At 71.4% G+C, this 20,361-nt stretch carries 18 protein-coding genes and 1 pseudogene; 9 read left to right on the forward strand and 10 right to left on the reverse strand.

Going from position 1 to position 20,361, the window contains the following annotated elements; genetic code table 11:
• Nucleotides 1-105: 105 nt before the first annotated feature.
• Complete coding sequence (locus FHR32_RS39765) at nucleotides 106-864, reverse strand: YcnI family copper-binding membrane protein (protein ID WP_184759766.1); 759 nt, start codon at nucleotides 862-864, stop codon at nucleotides 106-108.
• A gap of 152 nt (nucleotides 865-1,016) precedes the next feature.
• A complete protein-coding gene (locus FHR32_RS39770) occupies nucleotides 1,017-1,511 on the reverse strand; it encodes an MFS transporter (RefSeq protein WP_246468587.1) in 495 nt (164 codons plus the stop codon).
• A 223-nt stretch (nucleotides 1,512-1,734) separates the two neighbouring features.
• On the opposite strand from FHR32_RS39770, the gene FHR32_RS39775 reads away from it, so the two are divergent.
• Together FHR32_RS39775 and FHR32_RS39780 are read left to right on the forward strand one after the other, a co-directional pair.
• Nucleotides 1,735-2,187, forward strand: a complete 453-nt coding sequence (locus tag FHR32_RS39775) for a hypothetical protein (protein ID WP_184759768.1) — start codon at nucleotides 1,735-1,737, stop codon at nucleotides 2,185-2,187.
• Nucleotides 2,188-2,322: 135 nt separating this feature from the next.
• Nucleotides 2,323-2,796: a DeoR/GlpR family DNA-binding transcription regulator gene (locus tag FHR32_RS39780; protein WP_312882917.1), complete on the forward strand. Its 474-nt coding sequence runs from the start codon at nucleotides 2,323-2,325 to the stop codon at nucleotides 2,794-2,796.
• A 114-nt stretch (nucleotides 2,797-2,910) separates the two neighbouring features.
• Here the strand turns inward: FHR32_RS39780 and FHR32_RS39785 are convergent, their stop codons facing one another.
• Nucleotides 2,911-3,435 carry an RNA-guided endonuclease InsQ/TnpB family protein gene (locus FHR32_RS39785; protein WP_312882918.1) on the reverse strand — a complete coding sequence of 175 codons (525 nt, stop codon included), beginning with the start codon at nucleotides 3,433-3,435 and terminating at the stop codon, nucleotides 2,911-2,913.
• On the opposite strand from FHR32_RS39785, the gene FHR32_RS39790 reads away from it, so the two are divergent.
• On the forward strand, nucleotides 3,434-4,669 hold the full coding sequence (locus FHR32_RS39790) for an FAD-dependent oxidoreductase (RefSeq protein WP_246468553.1): 1,236 nt from the start codon (nucleotides 3,434-3,436) through the stop codon (nucleotides 4,667-4,669). The genes FHR32_RS39785 and FHR32_RS39790 overlap by 2 nt on opposite strands.
• A 103-nt stretch (nucleotides 4,670-4,772) precedes the next feature.
• Here the strand turns inward: FHR32_RS39790 and FHR32_RS39795 are convergent.
• Nucleotides 4,773-5,292, reverse strand: a pseudogene (locus FHR32_RS39795) (ATP-binding cassette domain-containing protein); the annotation flags it as partial.
• A gap of 4 nt (nucleotides 5,293-5,296) precedes the next feature.
• Nucleotides 5,297-5,803 carry an ABC-2 family transporter protein gene (locus tag FHR32_RS39800; RefSeq protein ID WP_246468554.1) on the reverse strand — a complete coding sequence of 169 codons (507 nt, stop codon included), beginning with the start codon at nucleotides 5,801-5,803 and terminating at the stop codon, nucleotides 5,297-5,299.
• A 147-nt stretch (nucleotides 5,804-5,950) separates the two neighbouring features.
• Here FHR32_RS39800 and FHR32_RS39805 point away from each other — a divergent pair, with 147 nt between their 5' ends.
• From FHR32_RS39805 to FHR32_RS39815, 3 genes are all read left to right on the forward strand, one after another.
• Nucleotides 5,951-7,057 carry an alpha/beta hydrolase gene (locus tag FHR32_RS39805; protein ID WP_184759770.1) on the forward strand — a complete coding sequence of 369 codons (1,107 nt, stop codon included), beginning with the start codon at nucleotides 5,951-5,953 and terminating at the stop codon, nucleotides 7,055-7,057.
• A 221-nt stretch (nucleotides 7,058-7,278) separates the two neighbouring features.
• Nucleotides 7,279-8,838: a serine/threonine-protein kinase gene (locus FHR32_RS39810; protein ID WP_184759771.1), complete on the forward strand. Its 1,560-nt coding sequence runs from the start codon at nucleotides 7,279-7,281 to the stop codon at nucleotides 8,836-8,838.
• A gap of 168 nt (nucleotides 8,839-9,006) precedes the next feature.
• Nucleotides 9,007-9,822: an ABC transporter ATP-binding protein gene (locus FHR32_RS39815; protein ID WP_184759772.1), complete on the forward strand. Its 816-nt coding sequence runs from the start codon at nucleotides 9,007-9,009 to the stop codon at nucleotides 9,820-9,822.
• Between the two features lie 92 nt (nucleotides 9,823-9,914).
• Here the strand turns inward: FHR32_RS39815 and FHR32_RS39820 are convergent, their stop codons facing one another.
• Both FHR32_RS39820 and FHR32_RS39825 read right to left on the reverse strand, forming a co-directional pair.
• Nucleotides 9,915-10,202 (reverse strand): HU family DNA-binding protein, encoded by a 288-nt coding sequence (locus FHR32_RS39820; protein WP_184759773.1) that lies wholly within the window; start codon nucleotides 10,200-10,202, stop codon nucleotides 9,915-9,917.
• Nucleotides 10,203-10,575: 373 nt separating this feature from the next.
• Entirely contained in the window at nucleotides 10,576-10,749 is a 174-nt protein-coding gene (locus FHR32_RS39825; protein WP_184759774.1) for a hypothetical protein, read from the reverse strand.
• A 161-nt stretch (nucleotides 10,750-10,910) separates the two neighbouring features.
• Between FHR32_RS39825 and mihF the strand changes: the two genes are divergently transcribed.
• Nucleotides 10,911-11,219 carry an integration host factor, actinobacterial type gene (gene mihF / locus FHR32_RS39830; protein ID WP_184759775.1) on the forward strand — a complete coding sequence of 103 codons (309 nt, stop codon included), beginning with the start codon at nucleotides 10,911-10,913 and terminating at the stop codon, nucleotides 11,217-11,219.
• 254 nt (nucleotides 11,220-11,473) lie between these two features.
• Here the strand turns inward: mihF and aceA are convergent, their stop codons facing one another.
• On the reverse strand, nucleotides 11,474-12,766 hold the full coding sequence (gene aceA, locus FHR32_RS39835; protein ID WP_184759776.1) for an isocitrate lyase: 1,293 nt from the start codon (nucleotides 12,764-12,766) through the stop codon (nucleotides 11,474-11,476).
• 239 nt (nucleotides 12,767-13,005) lie between these two features.
• Between aceA and FHR32_RS39840 the strand changes: the two genes are divergently transcribed.
• Nucleotides 13,006-14,475 carry a helix-turn-helix domain-containing protein gene (locus tag FHR32_RS39840; protein ID WP_376773450.1) on the forward strand — a complete coding sequence of 490 codons (1,470 nt, stop codon included), beginning with the start codon at nucleotides 13,006-13,008 and terminating at the stop codon, nucleotides 14,473-14,475.
• Here FHR32_RS39840 and FHR32_RS39845 read toward each other — a convergent pair.
• Complete coding sequence (locus FHR32_RS39845; protein ID WP_184759777.1) at nucleotides 14,460-16,151, reverse strand: hypothetical protein; 1,692 nt, start codon at nucleotides 16,149-16,151, stop codon at nucleotides 14,460-14,462. The genes FHR32_RS39840 and FHR32_RS39845 overlap by 16 nt on opposite strands.
• Before the next feature lie 130 nt (nucleotides 16,152-16,281).
• Here FHR32_RS39845 and FHR32_RS39850 point away from each other — a divergent pair, with 130 nt between their 5' ends.
• Nucleotides 16,282-17,238, forward strand: coding sequence for a glucosyl-3-phosphoglycerate synthase (locus FHR32_RS39850; protein ID WP_184759778.1), 957 nt, complete (start codon nucleotides 16,282-16,284; stop codon nucleotides 17,236-17,238).
• A gap of 370 nt (nucleotides 17,239-17,608) precedes the next feature.
• On the opposite strand, the gene FHR32_RS39855 is transcribed toward FHR32_RS39850, so the two are convergent.
• Nucleotides 17,609-20,197 carry an MXAN_6230/SCO0854 family RING domain-containing protein gene (locus FHR32_RS39855; RefSeq protein ID WP_184759779.1) on the reverse strand — a complete coding sequence of 863 codons (2,589 nt, stop codon included), beginning with the start codon at nucleotides 20,195-20,197 and terminating at the stop codon, nucleotides 17,609-17,611.
• Nucleotides 20,198-20,361 lie beyond the last annotated feature (164 nt).

The raw sequence follows: 20,361 nt of genomic DNA on the forward strand, positions 1-20,361 counted from the left end.
GCCGTACGCCGGGCGTTTCACGGTCGGCGTCCTGGCGGCGGGCCGGGGGATGGATCGGACCGGAGTCCGGTCGGTCCCCGGCCCGCCTGGCGGGATGGGGAACGGTCAGGAGGTACGGCTGCCGCGGCGCATGCCCAGTACGCCGACCACGATGCCGATGAGGCCGACCAGCAGGCCGGCGCCGCCGAGCAGGCGGGCCGTGCCGTCGGAGGAGTCCGCGCCGGCGGTGGCCGAGACCGGGGCCACCGACGGCGCGGCGGCGGTGGCCGGAGCCGCCGGAGCCGCCGGGGCGGTGGAGGCCGTGCCGTGGCCGTCGCCGCCGGCGGCAGCGGGCGTGAGCTTCAGGACCGGGGCCGGGTGCTTGGGCTCGGAGCCGTCGGCGTTGGGCTCATCGGCCCATTTGACGACCTCGCCGCCGGTGTAGGTCTGGGTCACGGGGAAGAGGAGGTGGTCGGTGTCCTTGGGCAGCGCGCCCATCGACACCTCGAACTCCTGGAACTGGCCGGGACCGATCTTGCCGCCCGACCAGGTGACCTTCGTGACGGCCTCGGTGATCTCTCCGTACTCGGTGGTCACCGGCTTGGGCAGTTTGCCCTCGGTGACCTTGACCTCCCAGCCGGGCACCGGCTTGACCGAGACGAACGGCAGCGGGTGGTCGGTGGGGAAGGTCACCTCGATCTTGCTGGTCGAGGCGGTGTCACGCTCGTTCGGGACGCGGAAGGCGGCCTTGGTGAAACCGCCCTGTTCGGCGCTGCCGGGATTGATGCTCACGTGGGCGAGTGCGGGCAGCGCCAGGCCGAGGGTGAGGGCGGTGACACCGGCGGCCACGGCCGCGGCACGGCGGCAGGCAGAGGAAAACGACATGGGGATTCTCCACTTGGAAACCTCGGGGCTTCGGACGTCGAGCACGCCGGGACGCCGGGCACATCGGAATGCCGCATACGCCGGGGCGCACGGGTGACGACGTTGAGCACGTCGGGATGTCGGGGACGTGCGGGTGACGGGGTGAGAGCGGGTCAGGCGGCGGGAAGTGGAGGACCGCGCCGGCTGACGGTGTGACGGAGGACGCCCCGCGTCGGGACGGGCACGACGGCGGGGAAGGCCACCCGGGGGAGGGCGGCGGGCGTCGTGGGGAGGAAGAGCAGGAGGAGCACCGCGCCGAGGCGCCGTCCCGCCGCGCGGAGCAGCGTCCACAGGGCCGCCTCGCCGCGTGCCAGCCACCAGCCGGTGATCAGCGTGGCGGTGAGGTGCGCGACCAGCATGCCCAGGCCCTCGCCCAGCCCCTGGCCGTGCGGGTGCGCGGTCAGGGAGGTCCCCGAGGGGTCGCCGTAGGCGAACAGCTCGTGGAGGAACAGCTGCATGGCGGCCAGGCCCACGCTGATCGTCGTGGTGGACCGCTCGCGCCCGGCGAGCAGTGCGGCCAGGGCCGTGACCGCCGTGGTTCCGGCGACCATCGCCCACGGCGCGGGTCCCGACCCGCCCGCGGCCAGGTGGCCGAGGGCGGCGAGCATCACGCAGACAGCCGAGAAGGCGGCCGCGCGCGTCAACCGTAGGGGGAGCCTGGCATGCATGGTGGGCCATATGTTCTCACGTGCCCGCATCGCCTGCCATTTCGAGGTATCGACCGCACGGTGCTCCATCCATTCCCGGGCGCCTGCAACGTCTGCCGTTTTATGTCATTTGTCGCTATGGTTGCCGCGACCGCGACAAGCGCTCCAGGCCTAGGTGGTGGTGATGCGGCACTTCTTCGGGCTGCTCGTCGGACTGGTCATGACGGCTGTCCTGCTGGTCGGCGGGGGCTGGGCGGTACAGAAGGCCGGGGTGGGCGTGACCACGCTCCCGGTCGAGAGCGGTCCGGCGACGTGGACCGTGCTGGGCGTCATGGCCGGGATCGGCCTGTTCTTCGGCCTGGTGGCCGCCGGCCGGGTATCCCCGGTGGCCGCCTTCATCCCGTCGATGGTCCTGCTCTCCTGGAACGTGGTCTACGCCCTCGACGCCAAGCGGGCCGCCGGCATGCTCTCCGACCTCGTCTCCTTCCACGAGGGGCTCGGACCGGCGGGCCAGGGGATGGCCCTGCTGCTCGCCAACGGCGTCTACGCCCTCCTCGGTGTCGCGCTGTTCGTCCCCATCCTCATGCCCTCCCGCTGGTCCGGCCGGGCACGGCACGAGGACGACGACTACGAATAGCCCCGCCCGCCGAGGGCGCCGGCGGGAGGGCCGTCGCGTGGTCCCCGGGCGGGCGGTGATCGCGCTGACGTCCAGTTCGCCGGTGCCGGGGGCGGTCCGGGAGCTGCGGCACTGGTACGGCCCGGCCAGACGGTTGTGATCGATGTGGGGACCACCGCCGTCAACGTCGCGCGTGCCCTGCCACTGGACTTCTCCGGCACCGTGGCCACCTGCTCCCTGCTGGTCGCCGCGGAGCTCGCCGAGCGGTCCGGCGTCGAGGTCCTCGTCTGCGGAGGCAGGCTCCGCGGCGGAGACCTCGCCCTCTCGAACTCGATCGCCCAGGCGTTCTTCGCCGACCTGCACGCGGATGTCGCCTTCCTCGGCTCCGGCGGGATCAACGCCGTGGCCGGACTGACCGACTACCACCTGGAGGAGGCGGCCGTGCGCAAGACGATCCTGCGGAACGCGGCCTGCTCGTACGCGCTCGCCGACTCCAGCAAGTTCGACCGGATCGCCCGTCACCGGGTCGCCGGTGTGGATGAACTCACCGGTGTCATCACCGAGGCACCACCGCCACCGAGCCTCTACCAGGCCATCACCCGTAAGGGCGGGGTGGTCGTCCTCCCCTGAGGGGTTCAGTGAGCCGGGCGACGCGGCAACGTCACCCGGCTCGAACCACCCACTGCTGCACCATCTGACAATTGACCTGCTCCCTGCCCTGAGGGACGGGGATTCCCGTGCCGCCTACGCGGCAGCTCGCGGCACGCCGCGAGCTATGGAACGGGGTGCTTGACGCTTCACCGACCCGGGCAACCCCGAGTCTCCACGCCCTGAGACGACCGGCCCGGCCGCCTGTCCTCTGGCCTTGATGCATTTTGCGGCGTTCACGTCAGCGTGCTCGGTATACCCGCAGCTGGTGCAACGGAAGAGGGCTTGGCTCTCGCGACTCTTCGCGTCCACCTTCCCGCAGGCCGGAGCCGAGCACGTCTGGGACGTGTAGGCAGCAGGGACCTTACCGATGACGCTGCCGGTACAGCGCGCCTTGGACCGCAACGCGACTTCCAGCCCATACCAGCCCTTATCCAAGATCGCCTTATTGAGGCCAGACTTTTGAGCGACCCGCGAACCCGGCTCCTCGATCGTGCCGGACGCCGAGGCGGTCATGCCACGGACGCCCAGATCCTCCAAGACGATGTGCCCGTAGTCGCGGGTGAGCCGGTGCGCGCTCTGGGCGTTGAAGTCCGCCCGGCGCCACCGAACCCGCCGCATGATCTCCCCCGCCTCACCGGCCACCACCCTGCGCCGGGCCGAGCCCTTCTTCGTAGACGAGGTGTACCGGCAGGTGCCCCACCTCGGAGAAGGGGCTCTGGGCGGTCTGACCGTCCCCGACGAGTCCATCATCTGTACCTGGACCACCAACCTCGCCCTGGCCACGGACGCCGTCCTACGCGGTGCGACGCTCCTGCTGGGCCGCTCGGTCGAGGCGGTCGAGGTCCACGGCGACTCCACCGTGCTGCGCACCTCCGCCGGCGAGGTGAACGCCCGCTGGGTCGTCAACGCGGCCGGACTCGGCGCCGACGTCATCGACCGGCTGTTCGGCTACGACCGTTTCACCGTCACCCCGCGACGCGGCGAGCTGCTGGTCTACGACAAGCTCGCCCGCCCGCTGGTCGACAGGATCGTCCTGCCCGTGCCCACCGCCCGCGGCAAGGGCGTCCTGATCAGCCCCACCATCTACGGCAACGTCATGCTCGGCCCCACCGCGGAGGACCTCACCGACCGCACCGACACCGGGACCTCGGAGCGGGGCCTTGCGTTCCTCCTGGGCAAGGGGGAGAAACTGATGCCCGAGCTCCTGCGGGAGGAGGTCACGGCGACCTACGCCGGCCTCCGCGCGGCCAGCGACCACCCCGACTACCTCGTGGAAGCCGACGGGCGGCGACGTTACGTCCTGGCCGGCGGCATCCGCTCGACCGGTCTGACCTCGGGCATCGCCGTGGCCGAGCATGTCGCCGACCTCGCCCGCGACGCCGGCCTGGTGCTCGTGCCACGAGAGGACCTGCCCGAGCCGCCGCACATGCCCAACATCGGGGAGGCGTACCTCCGTCCCTACCGGGACGCCGCCAGGATCGCCGCCGACCCCGCCTACGGCACCGTGGTCTGCTTCTGCGAGCGGGTGACCGCCGGCGAGATCCGTGACACCTTCCGGTCGCCGATCCCGCCGGCAGGTCAGGTGCGCCTCGTCGCCGACGAGCCCTTCCGGTGGGTGTCGCCGGAGATCCTCCGCCCCGGCGATCCCGCTCCGGCCCGGCGCCGCCTGCTGCTGTGGAGCGACCGTTACATCCCGTTCCCGCGGATCGTCCTACGGCAGGACGGCAAGGTCGTCGGCCGCAGACGGCTGTGGTGGCCCGCCGCTCCCGGCCGGGTGTTCCGCATCCCGACGGGCATCCTCGCCGGGGTCGACCCCCAGGGCGGCACCGTGCACGTGGGCGTGGACGCCTGACGCCCGGGAGTGCCCGCTCCGGCCGGGCCTGAACGGCACTCCCGGGCGTGCCCGCTCAGCCGGCATAGAGGCGGGCGACCACGTCCTCGATGGAGGTCTCGCCGGGGACCGTGGCGCGCAGCGCGTCCAGGGTGCCGTCGAAGGCCAGGGTGCCGTGGTCGGCGTTGAGACGGCGCAGGAACTCGCGCATGGCGGCCTTGCTGACCACGTCGAGGCCGATCGTGGGCTCGTCGAGGACCAGCACGGCGGGGGAGTGGAGGAGGGCGGCGGTGATCTCGCCGCGCATGCGCTGGCCGAGGCTGAGCCGACGGACCGGGGTGTTCATGAACTCGGCGAGGCCGAGCAGGCCGGTCAGGTCGTCCAGCCTGCGACGGAAGTCGTTTTGATCTACTTTGTAAAGGTGCCGGGTCGAGCCCGGCCACCCGGACGCTGCCCGAGGTGGGCGCGAGGATTCCGGTGAGCGTCTTGATCGTGGTGGACTTGCCCGCGCCGTTGGGGCCGAGGTGGCCGACGAACTCTCCGGCCGCGACGGTGAAGGACAGATCCCGTACGGCGTGCACGGTCTTACGCGCGCGGCGGCGGCCCACGGTGAACGAGCGGCAGACCCGGTCGACTTCGATCATGCGGTCAACTCCCCGTCGAACGGTAGCGGCGGATGCCCGCCCGCCAGGCGAGCACGGCGAGGACGGCCAGGGCCAGGGCGGCGAGGGGGGCGGCGAAGCGCAGCCCGTACGGCAGGCCGAGGGGGCCGGGCCGGTCCAGCACGAACAGCCCGGGCTGCCAGTTCGCGAACGCCGGCGGGACGCCGAGCTGGGACAGGGCGATGCAGAGCACGATCAGGGCCTGGACGGTCTTGCCGAGACGGTGCACGCCGAAGCGGTCGGTGGCCACCTGGACGAACGCGCCGGCCGGGCGGATCAGCATGGTGCCGAAGGTGCCGGCCCTGATGTGCGGGCTGAGCCGGTCGACGTTGCCGAAGAGCATGTCGCTCAGCGCGAACGACAGGCTCGCGGTGCCGTACAGGAACATCACCTCGGCCAGGTCGAAACCGGCCGGCGACCCGGTGTGCTGGAAGATCACCCAGATCGCCAGGACGTCCAGCGCGTTCACGGCGAGCGAGCCGGCGGCCATCATGGGTGTCTCCGGCGGCGGCAACGGGTTTATCTCTGACGGGTCGTGCCACAGGCGTGGTTTGGTCGACATATGGCCTCAATAGTGATAATGCAGGGACCTGCTGAATGGAAGGATGTTCTGCGGGAATCCTCTTTGGTGGAGGTCCGCATGCGTTACGAGATCGACGTGGACGTTTGCCCGGGTTATCCGGTGAGCTGGCAGGCTGCTGCCCTCAACGCGGTGATGCGGGGCACCCTCAAACCGATCTCCGGTCTGCTGCTGAGGGCCGATGTCGGTGTCGTGGCGGCCTCCCGCCTCTTCGGGCTGGCGGGGAGGATGCGCCTCCCCCTGCCCGACCACGTGAGCGTGGGGCAGGAACAGGTCGGGACGTGCTCGGGTGAGTGGGTCCGCGCGGGCCGGGGGCTCGACGGAGGCGCCGATCGGGAACTCGACGAGAGCCGGGTGCTGCTGTACTTCCACGGAGGCGGTTACTTCTTCTGTTCTCCGGCGACGCACCGGCCGATCACCTGGCGCCTGTCGGCCGCCGCCGGCTGCCCGGTGCTGGCCGTCGACTACCGCCAGTGCCCGGCCCACACGCTGGCCGAGTCCCTCGAGGACGCGATCGCCGCCTACCTGTTCCTGCTGGAACGCGGTTACGACCCGGCCCGCATCCTGTTCGCCGGCGACTCCGCCGGCGGCCATCTCACTCTGGTCACGCTGCTGGCGCTACGCGGCAGGGGGTTGCCGTTGCCCGCCGCCGCGGTGTGCCTGTCGCCGTGGACCGACCTCACCGATGTGTCCCGCCGGGCCAACCGCCTGGTCGACCCGCTGATCCCGGCGGGCCGTGTCGACTGGCTCGCCCGCCGCTGGACCGCCTGTCTCGATCCTCGTGATCCGCTGGTCTCTCCGGTCTTCGGTGACTACAGCGGCCTGCCGCCGCTGATGATCGTCACCGGCTCCACCGAGGTCCTCCGCGACGAGGGGCGTCGTGTCGCGGAGCGGGCCCGCGCCGGCGGGGTCCCGGTGACCTACGAGGAGTGGCGCCGCATGCCCCACGTCTTCGCGATCCTCGCCGACCTCGTCCCCGAGGCCCGTCGGGTCTTCTGGCACATCGCCCGCTTTCTCGGCGCCGTGCGGGAGCTCTCCGCCGGGAACGCTCCGGCGCGGGAGCCCGCGGCGCCGGACCTCTCCGCGGAGAGCGTTCCGGAACGGTCCGACGCCGGTGCCGTCGCGGCAGGGAAACCGCCCGCGCGGTCCGGCTCCGCGGCGGCGTGACAGGGCATGGCTCTCCGGTCACGCCGGCACATCCAGTATCACGACATGTCCTGGACATCACCGGTGGCTTACCGCGAGGGATCATTCGCCTTACCTGTCATAACCCTTGTGACAGGTCGGAGGCGAAGCTCCCTTGGATACCGCCACAGTGTGCTTGCCGTAGCCGGTACACGAGAGGTTCATCCAGGATGGCGCGTGGCGGAACTGGTCCCATAAGCGGCATGCCGCCCGGTGTGCGGCCGCTGACCGTCGGGGACCCGGTCATCATCGGCCGCTACCTTCTGCTGGGCCGTCTCGGCGCCGGCGGCATGGGCGTGGTCTACCTTGCCGAACACCCGCAAGGTGGGGTGGTAGCCCTGAAGACCCCGCATCCGGTGCATCTCAACGATGCCACGCTCCGCGCTCGTTTCGCTGAGGAAGTGGAATTCTCCCGGCGAGTCATCCCTTTCTGCACCGCCGCCGTGGTCGAGGACGGCACCGACCGGGGCCGGCCCTACCTGGTCTCCGAATACATCCCCGGGCCGGCGCTGTCCCAGGTGGTGTCCGCCTGGGGGCCGCTGACCCCGGACCTCGCCTACGGCGTCGCACTCGGGGTGGCCGCCGCGCTGGTGGCCGTGCACGAGGCGGGGCTGGTCCACCGCGACCTCAAGCCCGGCAACGTTCTGCTGTCGGCCACCGGGCCCCGGGTGATCGACTTCGGCATCGCCAGGGACGTGGACGCCCTTGCCATGCACACGCAGGCGGGGCAGGTCATGGGGAGTCCCGGCTGGGTGGCTCCGGAACGGCTCACCGGTGGTGTCGCGCTGCCCGCCTCCGACGTCTTCGCCTGGGGATGCCTGATCGCCTATACGGCCACCGGCCACCATCCCTTCGGTGCCGGCGAGCCCGACGGGCTGGCCCGGCGCGTCATGGTCGAGCCGCCCCGTGTCGCCTCGGTGCCGGCCCTGCTGCGTCCGGCTGTCGAGGCCTGCCTGGCCAAGGACCCCGCGTACCGGCCCCGGGCCGCCGACCTGCTCGGCGCGCTGCTCGCGGCGGGTGGCGTGGGCGAGCCGTGGGATCTCCGCGTCGCGGTCGCCGAGGTGCTGGCCGAGATCTGGACACCGGTGCCCCATCCGCCCGGGGGCGGTCACGTGCGGCTCGTTCCCGCGGGACCGGTGCCGGAGCAGCCGCCGACGTCCGCGAAAACCTCCCGGCGGGCGGCGCCGCGCAAGGGTGCTCACCTGTCGCAGGCGAGTTTCGCGGCGCTGGCCACGGTGTCCATGGCGGCCGTCACGGTGGTCGCCGCGGGCAGCGGCGGCAGCGGCAGCGGCGGGGCCGGTGTCGACGGCGGCCCCGCCGCCCCCCAGCAGGTGCCGATGGTGGTTCCCGTCCAGGAGACGACCCTCGGTTCCACCTCCCGAGGTCCCCGCCTGCCGGGGGACAGGCCGCAGACCACGCCGCCGGTGACGCCCTCCACGGTCCGGGTCACCACGACCCACACCGTCTCGGTGCCCCCGCTGGGCGACTATCACGGCAAGCCCCGGCCGGACCGTCCGCGGGGCGGTGACGACCCGTCGGAGGAAGGTGAGCCGCAGACCTGCGCGGATGGGATGGGGAAGGGCCGCGGCAAGGGCCGCGACAGGGACTGTCCCACGACGCCGGCCAGCCCGAGGCCCTCGCCCTCCTTCACCCAGATTCCGCAGACCGGAGAGGGGGAGAGCCCGGTCCCCTCGCCGGTGCCGTCCGCGACGGCAACCCCGCCCCCGCCGAGCATGAGTCCCTCGATGCAGATCGGTGACTGAGGGGGCCCGCCCGGCTCCGGCGGGCCGGTGATCGCCGTCTGTTCCCCGAGCCGCCGGCCGGTTCCGGAGTGATCATTTTTCCTTGATCGTCACCGCATGGACGGGCCACGGTGCAAACTGGTGCATCCGTTATGGTGGTCGGCGCATATCGAGTCAGGGGGAAGACCGATGGACGGGTCCGTGTCCGGGGCGGTGGAGCTGAGCGGGGTCGGCGTGCGGGCGGTCGGGCGCACCCTGCTGGCCGATATCGACTGGCGGGTGGAGTATGGCCAGCACTGGGTGGTGCTCGGGCCCAACGGGGCGGGCAAGACCACCTTGCTGTCGCTGCTGGCCGCCGTACGGCATCCCACCGAGGGGGTCGCCACCGTGCTCGGCCAGCGGCTGGGCCGGGTCGACCTGAGGGAGTTGCGCCGCCACATCGGCCTGGTCGCGGCCAGCCAGCGGCTCGTCGACGAGGAGTTGCTGGAGGAGGAGGGGGCCACCGCGCACACCGTCGTGCTGACCGGTCACACCGGGACCAGCGCCCCCCTGTGGGACCGGTACGGCCCGGCGCAGCACGAGCGGGCCCACACGCTGCTGGCGGACCTGGGGTGCAAGGATCTCGCCGACCGGCTCTTCCGTGTCTGCTCCCAGGGCGAGCGGGCCCGGGTCCGGGTGGCCAGAGCACTGATGGCCGACCCGGTGGTCCTGCTGCTGGACGAGCCGTTCGCGGGGCTCGACCTGCCTGCCCGTGAGGATCTGATCACCGCCGTGGAGGATCTGGCGGCGACCCGTCCGGCGCTGACCACGGTCACCGTCACCCACCATCTGGAGGAGGTTCCGGCCACCACCACCCATGCCCTGCTGATGCGCGACACCCGCGTTCAGACGGCCGGCCCGGTGGCGGAGATCCTGACGGGCGAGAACCTGTCGGAGTGTTTCGGCAGGCGGCTGCGGATCGACAACCTCGACGGCCGCTGGTACGCCCGGGCCGTCCGTCGCTGAGCCGTCCGTTTCCCAGGGAGATCGGTGCGCCGGCGGCGGGGTCCGCCTGTGGCCCCTGCCCGTGGTCGTCGCCCGCGGGCAGGGGAGCGCGGTCAGTCCTTTTTGCGCTGGCGGATGAGGCCCATGAACCCGGGGCTCGGCTTGAACTTCGCCGTCCAGGTCTCGTCGATCTCCAGGGGCTCACCGGTCTGCGGGTTGCGCCCGGTCCGTGCCGGCTTGTGCACGATCTCGAACGACCCGAAACCGGGGATCGCCACCTTCTCCTCGGCCGCCACGGCCGTCTGGATGGTTCCCAGGATCGCGTCCAGGGCCGCGGCGGTCTGCCGCCTGCTGAGCCCCGCCTCGGCCGCGGCCTTCTCGATCAGCTCGCGCTTGTTCATGAGGACAGTTAACGCTATTCCGGCCGTGTCCATCGAGCCCCGTCCCGCCCCGCGGCGTCGCCGGCGCGCGCCGGACGATCTGGTCCGGGCCGGCCCGTCGCCGGCCGGCGGCTGGGTGACGGAGGGTGCCCGCCGCCCGGCCGGACGACGGGCACCCTCCGCTGTTCAGCGGTCGGACTGGGCGGCCAGTCGTTCCGCCTCCTCGTGCAGGGCCTCAACAAGGAGAAGCTCCAGGCGGAGGACTTCGTCAACGAGGCCGTCCAGAACTCCCATACGGGCCTCCCTGTCTACTCCGACGTCCCGGGGGCCGCAGAAGTTCACCTCCATATCGGATGGGACTCGGCTGTAACTCCTGCCGCTCGAGGCCCGATCACTACGCCGCGACGAGCTCTCCAAGGTCCACGAGCCGTCCGACGTCGCGCACGTCCATGCAGTAGGCCAGCACGACCCGCTGCCCTCCGATCCGCTGGGTCACGCGCAGGAACGGCAGGTCATTGAGCATGATCGCCTCGACTTCTATGCCGTCGGGCCCTTCCCAGATACCCATGAGGTTGAGGTTACGAAGAGTCAGGTAAGGCCGGGGTAACCATCCGGGCATATCGTGATGGTCTGTGTCAAATGTGCCGGTTTCCCCTGGTTCGGCGATGATTAGCCGAGTCGCTGTGGGTAACAGGACGTCCCAATCCGAGTATTTGAGGAGAAGTCAACATGGCTCTGCCCAAGCTAACCCCCGAACAGCGTCAGGCCGCTCTTGCCAAGGCCGCCGAGACCCGTACGGCCCGCGCCAAGCTTCTGGCCGAGGTCAAGTCCGGGTCTGTGAGCCTTGAACAGCTGCTCGGCCGGGACGACGACATCGCCAAGCGCATCAAGGTGTCGCAGGCCCTGCGCGCGCTGCCGGGCATTGGCAATGTGAAGGCCGCGCAGCTCATGGAGGAGGCCGACGTGGACGAGGCCCGTCGTCTCGGTGGACTCGGCGCGCAGCAGCGTCGCAAGCTGATCGAGGCCGTCACCGGCTGAGGCGGCCGGTGACGGCCGTCTCGCGGGCCCGCACCGTCTGAACCACTCAGGACCGGGCGGACCGTTCAGACGGTGGTGGCCGCCCTCCGGAGCCGGGCGACCGTTCAAGGAGCCGGCTGACGGAAGCGGGAGGCCCCGCCGTACGGACGTGGGGGGAGTCCGTACGGCGGGGCCTCGGTCGACGACCTGGTCGTCACGTCCACCCGGGGGTTCCCATGCCCTGGAAGTCCCCGGGCGGACGTGGTCCGAAGGGATCAGTGAGCCTTCTCGAACTGCTCCTCCTCCGTGGAGCCCCGCAGGGCCGTGGTGGAGGAGTCCGGCGCGATGGCCGTGCTGACCAGGTCGAAGTATCCGGTGCCGACCTCGCGCTGGTGGCGGGTGGCGGTGTAGCCGTGCGCCTCGGAGGCGAACTCGGCCTCCTGGAGCTCGACGTAGGCGGTCATGCCGTCGGCGGCGTAGCCCTGGGCCAGGTTGAACATCGAGTGGTTGAGCGAGTGGAAGCCCGCCAGCGTGATGAACTGGAACTTGTATCCCATGTGGCCGAGCTCGCGCTGGAACTTGGCGATGGTCGAGTCGTCCAGGTGCTTCCTCCAGTTGAAGGAGGGCGAGCAGTTGTAGGCCAGCATCTGGTCGGGATACCTGGCCTTGACGGCCTCGGCGAACTCGCGGGCCACGTCCAGGTCCGGCAGGGAGGTCTCCATCCAGAGCAGGTCGGAGTGGGGTGCGTAGGCCAGACCCCGGGCGATGCAGGAGTCGACGCCGTTGCGGACGCGGTAGAAGCCCTCGGCGGTGCGCTCGCCGGTGGTGAATTCCTGGTCACGGGGGTCGACGTCGGTGGTCAGAAGCGTCGCGGCCTGGGCGTCGGTCCGCGCGATGATCAGGGACGGGACACCCAGCACGTCGGCCGCGAGGCGGGCCGCGCTGAGGGTCTTGACGTGCTGGCCGGTCGGGATCAGGACCTTGCCGCCCAGGTGGCCGCACTTCTTCTCGGAGGCGAGCTGGTCCTCCCAGTGCACGCCCGCCGCACCTGCGGCGATCATGCCCTTCATCAGCTCGAAGGCGTTGAGCACGCCGCCGAAGCCCGCCTCGGCGTCGGCCACGATCGGTGCGAGCCAGTGCGGTGCGTCCTGGTCCCCCTCCGACCAGGTGATCTGGTCGGCGCGGAGCAGCGCGTTGTTGATGCGGCGGACGACGGCCGGGACCGAGTTCGCCGGATAGAGGCTCTGGTCCGGGTAGGTCTGCCCGCCGAGGTTGGCGTCGGCCGCGACCTGCCAGCCGGACAGATAGATCGCCTTCAGGCCCGCCTTCACCTGCTGCACGGCCTGGTTGCCGGTCAGCGCGCCGAGCGCGTGCACGTAGTCCTCGGTGGTGAGCAGCTCCCACAGCCGCTCGGCGCCGAGCCGGGCGAGGGTGTGCTCCTCCTGGACCGACCCCCGCAGCCGGACGACGTCCTCGGCCGTGTAGGTCCGCTCGGTGCCCTGCCAGCGGGGGTTGGTCTCCCATTCGCGCCGCAGCTCATCTGCGGCTCCCTTGAGGCGATCGTTCATTTTTCACTCCTTGTCGTCCCCTGGGTGCCTTGCTCTGAGTGTGCGCTCGGGCGAAATGGGTCAACAAGGCCGACCTTCCCGAAAAAACCTATTATTTTCTTGTATCGCTAATACTGACCGGTATTGGAGAGAGAAGAAATTAAGAGTTTGCGATATGGACTAGACCAATCCGGGCGGTTGGGGGTCGCGGGGGAGGGGAGGGGTGAAATAATCCTCGAAATTTCGTTTAGCATCGTGCTATGGCATCCCTGGTCGGTGAAGAACCGCTGTCCTTGACGCAGGAGCTCGACCTCATCGCGTTCGGTCAGCGCCTGAGACACCTGCGCAAGCAGCGCGGGCTCACCCTCTCCGACCTGGGCGAACGGGTCAGCCGCGCGCCGAGTCAGCTCTCCCTGCTGGAGAACGGCAAGCGCGAGCCGAAGCTGTCCCTGCTGAAGTCCCTCGCCGCCGCGCTCAACGTGCCGGTCGAGGAGCTGCTCCGCCGCCAGGCGCCCAGCCGCCGGGCGCAGCTGGAGATGGCGCTGGAGGAGGCGCAGCGCGACCCGCTGTACGCCGGACTCGGCCTGGCCAGGCTGAAGGTCTCCGCGCGCGTCCCCAACGACGTGCTCGAACACATCCTCGGCCTCTACGGCGAGCTGCGCTCACGCCAGGCGAAGGGCACCGCCACCCCCGAGGAGGCGCGTGTCGCCAACGCCGAGCTCCGCCGCATGCAGCGTGAGCGGGGCAACTACTTCGAGGAGATCGAGAAGGCGGCGGCCGAGGCGCTCTCCGCGGTCGGCTACCGCGCGGGCGCGTTGTCGCAGAGCACCGTCCAAGCCCTGGTCACCCATTTCGGCTACACCGTTCAGACGGTCCAGGACCTGCCCCGCACGGTCCGCTCCATCACCGACCTGCGCAACCGGCGGATCTACGTCAAGCACGAGCAGCTCGGCATGCACACCCCCCGCACAATCCTGCTGCAGACCCTCGGCCACCTCGCCCTGGGCCATCACAAGCCCCGCGACTTCGCCGACTTCCTCCGCCAGCGGACCGAGGCCAACTACTTCGCCGCCGCCGTGCTGGTGCCCGAGGCCACCGCCGTGCCGTACCTGAGAGAGGCCAAACAGGACCGGGCGCTGAGTGTTGAGGACCTGCGGGACGTGTTCGCCGTCTCCTACGAGATGGCCGCGCACCGGTTCACCAACCTGGCCACCCACTTCCTCGACCTGAGCTGCCACTTCGTCCGCAACAACGCCGGCGGGATCATCTACAAGGCCTACGAGAACGACGGCATCGTCTTCCCCGCGGACGAGCAGGGCGCCATCGAGGGCCAGCGGATGTGCCTGCAGTGGTCGGGGAGGCAGGTCTTCCACTCCCCGGACAGGTTCTCCGTCTTCTACCAGTATTCGGACTCGCCGACCGGCACCTACTTCTGCGTCGCCCACGTCGACCCCTCGCGGGAGCGGGACTTCGCCATCACCCTCGGCGTGCCGTACCGCGAGTCACGCTGGTTCCGTGGCAGGGAGACCACCCACCGCACCAAGTCGGAGTGCCCCACCGGTGACTGCTGCCGCCGCCCGCCCGCCGAGCTCACCCAGCGCTGGGAGGGCTACGCCTGGCCGTCGGCGCGCGGTAACTCCCACGTCCTCGCCGCGCTGCCCCCGGGATCCTTCCCCGGTGTGGACGAGGCGGACGTCTACACCTTCCTGGAGCGTCACGCCGCCGAGTGACCCCGCGACAGGATGAGCGACGGGTGGCCGAAGAACTGGTAGGCAGCCCCGGTGGCGGGGACCTGGCAGCGCAGGGAGCGCAATACCTCGGCGACGGGCTCCCCGCCCAGGCAGCGGCGGTAGAACTCCGGCGCCAGGCCGTCGGCGACCGGCCACAGCGGGGCGACGACCCCGCTCGCGCCCGCGAGCAGGAACGCCTGGCAGTCTCCCGGCTCCTCCAGGAAGACGAACGGCCCGCCGGCCATGCCCCGGCCCAGAGCCTCGGGCGCCGAGCTGCCGGACGCGAAATGGATCACGTCCGGCGGATCGCCGAGCATGGCCAGCACGTCGCCGAGCACGGGGGTGACCCGGGTGGCGCCGTAGGCGGTGATCAGCGGGTGGGCCTCCGCCCCGCCGTATACGACCGCCATGCTGTCGCCCCGTGCGCGCGTCGGCGGGGGCAGCTCCGGACGCCGTCCGCCGAGGGGCCAGCGGCCGGTCGCCGTCTGGCAGTTCAGCAGAGCGGGAACAGCCGGGTTGAGCGGCTGTTCCAACGTCGCCAGTTCCCAGGGGATGTGCGGTTCCTGGGAGAGGATCAGCACGCTCGGGCGGCGCGGAGCCACGCGCCCGGCCACCGCGTGCAACAGCTCCCAGAACCCCCGGGGCATCTTCGCGGCGATCTGCCGGCCCATGTCCTCGACGCTCTGCGCCTGCTCCGCCACGTGCCGTCCGAACTCGGAGGTCCGCATTCCCAGGTCGCAGGTCTCGGCCTGGTCGGGCGTGGTGAAGTGCGGCGACTGGTAGGTCCACCACAGCCGTCCCGGCTGGTCGCCGTGGACGATGACCGCCGTGACGTCCGCCGGCCCGCCGGCGTCGGCGACCCGGACCCGGGTTCCGGCGACCGGCTGCGCGACGACCTCCCGGCCGAGCATGCCGGGGGAGTCGAGCACCGCGAGCGCGCGGACGCCGAATCCGGTCACCTGACCGCGGACGGCATGGACGGCCTGGATCTGCCGGGCGGTCACCGGCTGGTCCTGCGGGAGGGCGACCAGCCGGACCGTCGCCTTCGGGTACGGCGAGGCTCCGTCGACGCGGAGCCGTACCCGCCACCCGCCGGGAGCCTCGAACCCCTCGGCGATGAGCTGGATGTCCAGATCGGCCGGCTCATGGGGGAAGGGAACCTGCCGCTCCCCGGAGCCGGGAGGTCCGCCGCTCTCCGGGGAAGGCGCGGGGCAGAGCCCCACCTCGACCTCGGCGCTCCAGCCCGTGACCACTTCGCCGGGGGCCTCGATCAGTGGGAACGCCTCCCACTCCGGTCCGCCCGGATCCGGCTGCCCGCGCCTTCTCCGGAAGGCGCCGGTCAGCCGGTTGAGCAACGAGGGGCCGCGGTCCGGCTCGGGGGGCAAGGGCGCCTGCCCGGGGGGCAAGGGCGCCTGCCCGGGGGGAGCCGGGGCCGGCTGGTCCTCGGCCGCCGCCTGGCCGTTCAGGTGGCGCACCTGGGTGAACCGCTCCCAGGCGGGACCGTACTGGGCGATGAGCATCACCACGGCGTCGGCCAGCGGTCCCGGGTCCTGCTCGCCCTCCTCGGCCAGCAGCGGGTCGAGGCGCTCCCGTAGCTCCCCCGAGGCTCCGCCCAGCAGATGGTCCAGCTCGTCACGGACGGTATGGGCCGCCCTCATCACCACCACCGGGTCCATGACGCCCCCCTCGCTCCGGTCTGAACCGATCCTCCCATCTACCGAGGGGGGCAGGGATCAGGTACCCGGTGACAATCGGTGCCACATAGGGTGATAGCCGTGAGTTCCGAGGGGATGGGAAGGGTGAGCCGTGCTGCCTGAGGTGGAGGCATGGCTGCGTGGGCGCACTTCATCATCGGACGACTGGCCGTTGCCGTGGTTGCTGGAGGCCAAGAGGGACACGACGGTCAGCGTGGTGCTGCCCGCCCGGGACGAGGGGGAGACGGTCGGGGAGATCGTCGCCGCGATCCGGCATGACCTGATGGAGACGGTGCCGCTCGTCGACGAGTTGGTGGTCATCGACTCCCGCTCCACCGACGACACCGCCACGCGCGCCACGCGGGCGGGGGCCAGGGTGGTCGCCCAGGACGAGATCCTGGGCGACCTGAAGCCGATGGACGGCAAGGGAGAGGCGCTCTGGAAGTCTCTCGCCGTGACCTCCGGTGACCTGCTGGTCTTCATCGACGCGGACCTGCGCGAGTTCCGCACCTCGTTCGTGACCGGGCTGCTCGGCCCGCTGTTCGGCGATCCCGGCGTGGTCTACGTCAAGGGTTGCTACGACCGGCCGCTGCAGAACGTGCAGAACGGCGGCGGCCGGGTCACCGAACTCGTCGCGCGGCCCCTGCTCAACCTGCACTGGCCGCCGCTGGCGGGATTCGTGCAGCCCCTCGCGGGGGAGTACGCCGGACGCCGGTCCGTGCTCGAACGGGTCCCGTTCGTCACCGGCTACGGTGTGGAGCTGGGCCTGCTGATCGATCTGCTCGAACTCGCGGGTCTCGACGCCCTCGCCCAGGTCGACCTGGGCGAGCGTGTCCACTCCCACCAGTCGACCGAGGCGCTCGGCGGCATGGCCTCCCAGATCCTGCAGACCGCCTGGTCCCGTCTCGAACGCCAGAACAAGATGATCTCCCTGCACACCCCGTCACGACGGCTGGCCCAGTTCCGCCGGGGCCCGAGCGGCCACCATCCGACGGTCCGTGACGTGGCCGTCGCCGAGCGGCCTCCGATGATCACCGTCCCCGGATATCACTCCCGCGCCACGGACTGACCTTCCGGGGCTCTGGCCCACTCTCGACGAAAGGGTGGCCAGGGCCTGTTTCAAGGCCGGGCGAGTCATTCGTCGCCGAGTGACCGTACAGATGGCCAGGCCCAGCCGCCATCCGTCGATCTCCAGAACCTCTGGCTTCTCGCCAGGAGTGAAGCGGCGGACTTCCTCACCGTGAAGGTGCATCTTCCGATATGCCACCGTCGTGCTCTCGCCCGTGATGGCGGGCGTCGCGATGTATTCACGCCCATCGTCTTCCCGTACCGGAGCGCCCACCAGCGCGATCGCGCCGGCGCCATCACATCGATCCGCCCCCCCGTGACCGGTGCCGGCACGGGGGCGGTCACGCCCTGGATCCCCGATCGGTGGGCGGCTACGCCGTGCCGGACGGGGGCGTGGGAGAGAGCTGTCCCACCAGGTCGGTGGCGCCGAGCATATGGACCCGGGCCGGATCCAGGTCGCGGGGGTGCAGCGCATACACCTGCGCTCCGTCGGCGAGTTCGAGGTCGCCTTCGACGGCCCCGGCGAAGCCCGCTCCGCCGAGCGTCTCCCGGCTGTCATCGGGCACGGTGAGAGCCGTGAGGCGACCGGCGAAGTCGCCCATCCCCTCGGCCGGGCCGCGCAGGTAGCGGCTGGTCGTGCCGTCGCGGTGCCGTACGACCACCACGGGCGCCCGGGCGGCGGCGTGCCAGCAGGAGACCTCCCACAGGGTGACGCGGTCACCGAGCCCGAACGCGTCCTCCAGGGCGGCGCCCAGCCGGGCGAGCTGCTCGTGGTTGCCGTCCATGTTGTGGAAGGCCCCGGCGGCGGACAGGTTGAGGTCGGCCCAGCGCATCGTGCGCGACCACAGATCCGCCACGAGTGGGAGGAGGATCTTGGCCGGTCCGGCCAGATCGAACCGCTGCCGTACGGCGAGCGGGTCGAACAGTCCGTCGGGCGCGTCCATGAACCCGGCGAAGCCACGGACGAGCTGGTCGAAGGGCACATCATTGAAGCTGAAGACGACCGGGACCGCGTAGCGGCCACCGAGCGCGCGCAGCGCGCGGACGTCCAGGTCGACGAACTCCGACGCGCCCAGCGGCTCGGGCGCGGAGGTCAGGTCACCCGAATGGACGGCGGCGGTGCCGCCCAGCCGCAGACTGGTGTAGTCACACAGGCCGGTGAACCGCCACCGTTCGTCGAAGAGCGCCACCGACAGGTCCAGATCGACCCGCTGCTCCGCGGGCTCCGCCCAGTGCAGGAACAGCCGGATCCGTTCTCCCGCGGGGATCGGCTGGACGCTGCCGCGCGGCAGCCGCACCAGAGCCGAGGAGGCCGACCGCTCCGCGGTCGGCGCCAGGAGATCGGCCAGCGCCTCGTCGAGCACCGCCACCTCCACCGCGGGCAGGGCCGCGGCCCGGCGGAGCATCTCGGCGGTGAGGGCGGACGACACCGAGGCGACCGCGTCCGCGGGGATCGGCCGGCGGGTGTCGGGCTCGGCCCAGATCCGGGCCGAGCCGCCGCGGGGCAGGAACATGCGGGTGCCGCCGGGGGGCGTGCGGAGCTGGCCGAGCGCGGCGATCAGCACGCCGGGGGAGGCCTTCGGCGCGGCACCGGCCACGGCCTCTGCGAGATGTCCGGCCGGGGTGTTCCGGGCCAGCTGAACGACCCGCCTGACCAGCTCGCCGGGGCGCCGGGTGAGCAGTTCCAGCGCCCGCGCGTGGTCGCCGTCGCGCAGAGCGGTCTCCACCGAGGCGGCGAAGGTGATGGGACGCAGCCGTACGCCGTCGAACCGCAGCACGCCGGGGTGCTCGGCCGCGCGCTCCAGCAGCGCCCGGGCGAAGGGTGTGCCGGTGTCCAGCCGGGTGCCGCGCAGCGCGGCGAAGGCCAGCGCCGCGTCCGGGTGGCGCCGGTACTGCTCGAACGGGTGCAGCACCTCGGCCATGTGCTTCCACGCCTCGGAGTGGCGGTGCAGGTCCTCGACCAGGTACGGCACGGCCATGCGGTCGAGCCGGGCCAGCAGCGCACGCCGTACCGGTCGCGACAGGGACGACCGGCGTGCCGGGCGCTCACGCAGGCCCGCGTCGCCGTCCATCAGCGCGTACAGCAGGCGCAGCACGTCGACGGCGCTGTCGGCGTGCCGGTCCAGCAGGTCCTCCGGCGCGCCGTGGCGGAGAGCCGCGGCGAGGACGGTGGCCCGGGTCTCGCGGACCGGGATGCGGTCGGGCAGCCAGCCGGCCGAGCGCGGCCAGAAGCCCTCGACCAGGGTGGCGACCGCCGCGCGGTCCTCCCGGCGCAGCGGCGTCTGCCGGGCCAGCAGCGTCTGCAGCAGGTCGCGGGCGCTTTCGGCGGGGTCGTCGCAGAGCCAGAGCAGGGTGGTGCGCTCCGGCCGCCACTCCCGGCCGGCCCCCGATGCGGGGGCGTCGGAGGGGCGCAGGAACGGGTCGTCCGGATCGACGCGGCGGTGGCAGATCGGGCAGGCGCTGAAGTCCGCGCCGTCCCAGCAGGCGTCGCAGACCAGGTGCGCGCAGGGCGCCACCGGGTGGACGGTGCCGGTCTTCCCGCACAGCACGCACGGCTGCTCCGGCTGCTGCACCAGCAGCGTGAACACGCGCCGCACGTAGAACTCGAAGGTGTCGGCGGGAATGCTCGCCGGGAAGTTCCGGAACAGCGGCACGTGGTCCACATAGCCGCCGAGCTCGGCCAGGACCGCCTGGAGCAGGTGACGGCCGGCGTTGGCCAGCTCGGTGCCGGTCAGCTCGCCCAGGCGGCGGCGGAGCGGGGCGGACAGCAGGTAGCCGAGCACCAGGAGGTCGGCCTCCAGAGCCACCAGGCCATCGGAGACCTCCGGCGCGGTGGTGACCTTCCGTCTCCTCCACCCGCGCGGCTCCGGTCCGGCCGGCTCCGGTGCCGGCACCGTGGCCAGCAGCGATGGGGCGACGAGGCGGCGGTGCCGCAGCAACATCTCGGCCAGCCCGTCCATCGTGGTCCCCCTCTCGTGCCGGGAAGCAGGAAGGGGCGGAGAGCGGACGCGCTAGATCTTTTTGCAGAAGAAGAAGAAGGAAGCACGTCCAGGAGCCGCCCCTTGATCAGCGACTGTAACGGTGGATCGGGTGACTTGTCGTATGAATTCTTCCAACACGGCCT

It is taken from the genome of Streptosporangium album, assembly GCF_014203795.1.
Lineage (GTDB): Bacteria > Actinomycetota > Actinomycetes > Streptosporangiales > Streptosporangiaceae > Streptosporangium > Streptosporangium album.

What these genes read in the sequence shown, in the direction of transcription:
- FHR32_RS39765 (WP_184759766.1), bottom strand. Translation starts at nt 864, where the DNA reads ATGTCGTTTTCCTCTGCCTGCCGCCGTGCCGCGGCCGTGGCCGCCGGT.
- FHR32_RS39770 (WP_246468587.1), bottom strand. Translation starts at nt 1,511, where the DNA reads ATGCTCGCCGCCCTCGGCCACCTGGCCGCGGGCGGGTCGGGACCCGCG.
- FHR32_RS39775 (WP_184759768.1), top strand. Translation starts at nt 1,735, where the DNA reads ATGCGGCACTTCTTCGGGCTGCTCGTCGGACTGGTCATGACGGCTGTC.
- FHR32_RS39790 (WP_246468553.1), top strand. Translation starts at nt 3,434, where the DNA reads ATGATCTCCCCCGCCTCACCGGCCACCACCCTGCGCCGGGCCGAGCCC.
- FHR32_RS39785 (WP_312882918.1), bottom strand. Translation starts at nt 3,435, where the DNA reads ATGCGGCGGGTTCGGTGGCGCCGGGCGGACTTCAACGCCCAGAGCGCG.
- FHR32_RS39800 (WP_246468554.1), bottom strand. Translation starts at nt 5,803, where the DNA reads ATGATGGCCGCCGGCTCGCTCGCCGTGAACGCGCTGGACGTCCTGGCG.
- FHR32_RS39805 (WP_184759770.1), top strand. Translation starts at nt 5,951, where the DNA reads ATGCGTTACGAGATCGACGTGGACGTTTGCCCGGGTTATCCGGTGAGC.
- FHR32_RS39810 (WP_184759771.1), top strand. Translation starts at nt 7,279, where the DNA reads ATGCCGCCCGGTGTGCGGCCGCTGACCGTCGGGGACCCGGTCATCATC.
- FHR32_RS39815 (WP_184759772.1), top strand. Translation starts at nt 9,007, where the DNA reads ATGGACGGGTCCGTGTCCGGGGCGGTGGAGCTGAGCGGGGTCGGCGTG.
- FHR32_RS39820 (WP_184759773.1), bottom strand. Translation starts at nt 10,202, where the DNA reads ATGAACAAGCGCGAGCTGATCGAGAAGGCCGCGGCCGAGGCGGGGCTC.
- FHR32_RS39825 (WP_184759774.1), bottom strand. Translation starts at nt 10,749, where the DNA reads ATGGGTATCTGGGAAGGGCCCGACGGCATAGAAGTCGAGGCGATCATG.
- mihF (WP_184759775.1), top strand. Translation starts at nt 10,911, where the DNA reads ATGGCTCTGCCCAAGCTAACCCCCGAACAGCGTCAGGCCGCTCTTGCC.
- aceA (WP_184759776.1), bottom strand. Translation starts at nt 12,766, where the DNA reads ATGAACGATCGCCTCAAGGGAGCCGCAGATGAGCTGCGGCGCGAATGG.
- FHR32_RS39840 (WP_376773450.1), top strand. Translation starts at nt 13,006, where the DNA reads ATGGCATCCCTGGTCGGTGAAGAACCGCTGTCCTTGACGCAGGAGCTC.
- FHR32_RS39845 (WP_184759777.1), bottom strand. Translation starts at nt 16,151, where the DNA reads ATGGACCCGGTGGTGGTGATGAGGGCGGCCCATACCGTCCGTGACGAG.
- FHR32_RS39855 (WP_184759779.1), bottom strand. Translation starts at nt 20,197, where the DNA reads ATGGACGGGCTGGCCGAGATGTTGCTGCGGCACCGCCGCCTCGTCGCC.